A 4,658-nucleotide genomic window follows, 5' to 3' on the forward strand; every position below is an offset into this window, starting at 1 on the left:
TTACATCCATGTAGTTTTTTTGAGTCTTTTTGACGTATCCTTCTTCATCTTTATCGAAGACAAAATGCTTATAAAACTGCTTAAAATGCAGGATTTCTAAATTTACATCTTTTGTATCAACGCTATAGCTTCCACATGTACAGTCCTTGGAAACTGGTCAAAGGTTTCTAATTTTTCCAGCCTATAGCCATTTGCTTCAAATAGTTTTATATCTTCTACCTGGCTTACAGGGTTGCAGGATATATAGACAATTTTGTCTGCTTTCATTTTGCTTATTTTTTCTATAGCCTCTGCGTGTATGCCTGCTCTTGGTGGGTCTACTACGACTATGTCTGGTTTTTTTGTTAAACTATCTATTTCTTTCAATACATCATTAGCTTTAAAAACTAGATTATCCAATTCATTGATTTTTGCATTTTCTATTGCTTTTTCTACAGCCTCTTCCACTATTTCTACCCCAACTACTTCCTTGGCTTTTTTGGCAAAGATTTGCGATATGGTTCCTGTACCGCAATAGAGGTCATATACTATTTTATTTTCAATATCTCCTGCAAATTCAAGGGCTCTTTGGTAAAGATTTTCTGCTCCCTTTGGATTTGGTTGGAAAAATGAGAATGGGCTTATTCTAAAGATTAATCCATTGATTTTTTCAGTCAAATAGTCCTTGCCCCATACCTTTTCTACTCTTTCTGCAACAACAGCATCAGCTACTGAATTTGAAACAGTATGGAAGAATGATGATATTTCACCATCTAAATCTAACTGTCTAGCCCTGTCTATAAATTCTTCAAGCAAGTTTTGGTTAATGACTTCTGATTCTTTTGTTACAAGATTTAGCATATAGGCATTTTCATAAATTGAATATCTTATTATGAAAAACTTGAGTTCTCCCTCATGTCTGGTCTTGTGGTGGTGGTTAATATTTTTTTCTCTGAAAAATTCTTGGGTAAATTTTCTTATCTTATCAAAGTCTGGATTTGCTATTGAGCCTCCACCGTAGTCAACTTTCTCATAAAATCTTCCAAGCTTGGCCATGCCTAGGATAAGGGGACCATCTTTTTCAGAATCACCAAAGGTGTATTCCATCTTATTCCTATATCCAGAAATCAAAGGTGAAGGATTTAATTTAATGTCTTCCTTCCAATCTAAGTCCTTATAGAGCTTAGTTAGCATGTTTTTCTTTATTTCCAGTTCTTTTTCATAAGGAATGTTTTCAAACTTGTTACCTGATAATTCATTCAACTTGTCATGGTTTCCTAGCGTTTCCAAGTCTGACTTTTCTTCAATATTTAATAGCTTGCCTGAAAAGTAACCAGCCTTCTTTTTACCAGTTTTTATCAAAACTTTTTGACCAAGGACGCCGCCCTTGAACCTGTATTCTTTTCCTTCATCATCTTGACCAATTGAAAAGTTTGGCAAGACCATATCAATTATTTTTACAACTTTTATCGCCATATATTTCCCTTAATTTAACCCATAGAGTTCATGGAAAAATACTTCTCCATTATCTATGCCATAATCTGTAAATTTTATCCTATTATTTTCTTTCTTTAGTATACCTGCACCTATATTTTTTTCTAAAATATCCTTGTATTTTTCTTCAAAATCTATTGAAAACTTTTTGTTCATCTGGTCAATGTCAAAGCCCTTCATCATTCTTAGATTTAACATTAAATACTCTTTTTCCCTATCTTCTATGGAAAGCTCTTCCTTTTCTAAAAGAGGCTTTTGATCCTTGTCCAAGAGCTCATAGTAGCTATCAAAATCTCTAACATTTTCAAACCTTGTTCTAGAAATATTTCCTGCAGCTCCCATGCCTAGGCCTATAAAGTCATTGAGGGTCCAATATTTGGCATTGTGGATTCCCCTTAGTCCTTTTTTAGCAAATGATGAGATTTCATAGTGGTCAAAGCCATTTTTAACCAGGGTATCTACTACTTCATGGTACATTTTTCTTTCCTCTTCAGGATCAAAAAGCTCTATTTTCCCTTGCCTATACCAAAGGTCAAAATATGTCTGCTCTTTTAAAATTAAAGAATAGTAGGAAATGTGGTCTATATCTAACTTACATGCTATAGACAAGTCTTCCCTTAAAATCTCTATATCTTGTTTTGGGTTGGCCAGCATAAGGTCTATTGATATATTTTTACAACCAAGTTCCCTCATCAAGGCTAGTTTCTTGAATACTGAAGTCCTGTTGTGGAGCCTTCCCATTATATTTAAAACATCATTATTAAAAGATTGGACTCCCATAGAAAACCTATTTATTCCTATTTGCAGATAGGTCTTTATCTTATCTACTTCAACTGATTCCGGATTCATTTCTATGGTAAATTCTATATTGTCTTCCAATACAAATACATTTTTTATAGCATCTACTATTTGGACCATGTATTTTTCATCCAAATATGATGGTGTCCCCCCACCTATATAGATTGTATCTAGGTGGATATTTTCACCCTTATATAGGTTGATTTCCTTTATCAAGTATTGTACATATTTTTCTATTTGTTCATCATTGTTTACAAAGGTTAGGAAGTTACAGTAGTTACACTTCTTTTCACAAAAAGGTATGTGTATATATAAACCTATTGGCTTGTTTTCTGTGTTTATCATAGGCTTTCTACATATTTTTTAACATCTGGACCAACAAAGACTTCCTTGTCATCTGTGATCAATATAGGTCTTTTCACTAACATGCCATCTGTAGCTAATAGGTCATATTTTTCTTCTTCAGTCATAGTTTCTAGTTTGTCTTTTAGATTGTTTTCCCTGTAGATTTTTCCTGATGTATTAAAAAATCTTTTTATATCCAGTCCTGATTTTTTGTGCCAATCTTTTAATTCTTTAACTGTTGGATTTTCAGACTTTATAGACCTAAAGTCATATTTAAGTCCCTTGTCATCCAGCAAATCTTTTACCTTTTTACATGTGGAACATTTTTCATAACATATAAATAACATTTTTACCTCTTCTCTTTTCTTACTTGTGTAACTCAACTTTTAAATAGTTTATAGGAATGTCTCTTTTTCTCCATTTTCTTTCATATTCAGTAACTATATTGTCAGCTTTGAATTCTTCTGTTAAGTCAAAGGTGTATTCTAATAATTCAAAGCCATTTTCTTCAAAGTATTCTAAAGAATCTTCAAAAAATGGTCTGTCATCTGTCTTAAATTCTACTAGACCACCATTTTTCAAGATCTTAACATAGTTTACAAGCTGCCTTGGATGGGTGATCCTTCTCTTATGGTGTTTCTTTTTTGGCCAAGGATTTGAAAAGTTTATATATATTTTATCTACTTCATCCTCTTCAAAAAACTCTGCCAAGTTTTCAGCCTTGTCCTTTAATAGTCTTACATTTTGAATGTTTTCTTCCTCTTCTAGAAACATTCTTCCTGTATAGACAAAAATCTTTTCATCCATTTCTACTGCTATGTAGTTTATATCAGGATTTCTAAGAGCCAATTCTTTTATAAATCCACCACGGCCTGCTCCGATTTCTATGTGGATGGGATTGTCATTTCCAAATATTTCTTTCCATCTTCCCTTATTTTCTTTTGGGTCAAAATATACCAACTTATTTTCATGTAATTCTGGTAGCGCAAAAGGCTTATATCTCAATCTCATAGTCATCTCCTTATCTAAATATTATAACAGATTTGGAAAGATTCATACATGCATAAAAAAAGAAGGATAGAAATCCTATCCTTCTCAATGAATATATTAGCAATTTATCTTAACATCTTTAAGGTCTGCTTCTAAGTCGTGGCCCTCTTCTTCTATTTCACTAAGCATGTCAACACGTCTTTGGTGTCTTCCAGCTTCATATTCAGCATCTAACCATTCTTTAACTATCATCTTAGCCATTTCTGCTCCTACAACCCTAGAACCAAAAGCAACTATATTTGAATCATTGTGTTGCTTTGATAGTTTTGCAGAATATGGTTCACTACAGCATACAGCTCTTACACCTTTTACCTTGTTTGCTGCTATGGAAATACCTACACCTGTACCACAGATAAGGATACCACCATCATATTCTTTATTTGCCACTGCCTTAGCTACCTTTTGTCCATAAATTGGATAATCGGTTTTTTCATCAGTGTATGGCCCTAAATCATCTATTTCATGACCTAAAGATTTTACATATTCAATTATTTCTTTTTTTAAGTCTACTGCGGTGTGGTCGCAGCCAATAGCTAATTTCATACCTTCTCCTTTGTTTTATATCTTAATATCTTTACTAACAAGGATGAATTTCCTCAAACAACTTCTGAGTTTGAGGAATAATTTTACTTACTTTTATAAATCGAATTTATCTTTAATATTAGCTAAAATCTTATCTCTTGTAAATCCGAAGTGGTCAAACACTTCTTCAGCTGGACCTGATAAACCGAATGTTTCCATTTGTACAATCAATCCATCTAAGCCTACATACTTGTACCAAGCTTGTTCTGATGAAGCTTCAATGGCAACTCTAATTGTATCTTCAGGTAAAACTTCTGCCTTGTATTCTTCTGTTTGTGCATCAAATAATTCCATTGAAGGCATTGATACAGCTCTAGCTGATATCCCCTTTTCATGTAAGCTTTCTGCTACTTCGTAAGCTAATTGAACTTCTGAACCTGTACCAATCAATACTATTTCTGGATTTTCTC

6 protein-coding genes are annotated in these 4,658 nt (G+C 33.2%); all 6 read right to left on the reverse strand.

Features of this window, described 5'->3' with window-relative positions:
- Positions 1-102: 102 nt before the first annotated feature.
- Entirely contained in the window at positions 103-1,455 is a 1,353-nt protein-coding gene (gene rlmD, locus Q0U66_RS05465) for a 23S rRNA (uracil(1939)-C(5))-methyltransferase RlmD (RefSeq protein WP_297378427.1), read from the reverse strand.
- A 9-nt stretch (positions 1,456-1,464) separates the two neighbouring features.
- Positions 1,465-2,616 (reverse strand): radical SAM family heme chaperone HemW, encoded by a 1,152-nt coding sequence (hemW, locus tag Q0U66_RS05470; protein ID WP_297378430.1) that lies wholly within the window; start codon positions 2,614-2,616, stop codon positions 1,465-1,467.
- Entirely contained in the window at positions 2,613-2,963 is a 351-nt protein-coding gene (locus Q0U66_RS05475) for a Spx/MgsR family RNA polymerase-binding regulatory protein (protein ID WP_297378433.1), read from the reverse strand. The genes hemW and Q0U66_RS05475 overlap by 4 nt, the downstream gene beginning before the upstream one ends.
- A 19-nt stretch (positions 2,964-2,982) precedes the next feature.
- Positions 2,983-3,627 (reverse strand): tRNA (guanosine(46)-N7)-methyltransferase TrmB, encoded by a 645-nt coding sequence (gene trmB / locus Q0U66_RS05480; protein ID WP_103981733.1) that lies wholly within the window; start codon positions 3,625-3,627, stop codon positions 2,983-2,985.
- A 96-nt stretch (positions 3,628-3,723) separates the two neighbouring features.
- Entirely contained in the window at positions 3,724-4,209 is a 486-nt protein-coding gene (rpiB, locus tag Q0U66_RS05485) for a ribose 5-phosphate isomerase B (RefSeq protein ID WP_297378438.1), read from the reverse strand.
- Between the two features lie 93 nt (positions 4,210-4,302).
- A partial coding sequence (locus Q0U66_RS05490; protein WP_297378441.1) for a transketolase C-terminal domain-containing protein occupies positions 4,303-4,658 on the reverse strand: 356 nt, incomplete at its 5' end.

This window comes from uncultured Helcococcus sp. (assembly GCF_946998255.1).
Classification (GTDB): domain Bacteria; phylum Bacillota; class Clostridia; order Tissierellales; family Peptoniphilaceae; genus Helcococcus.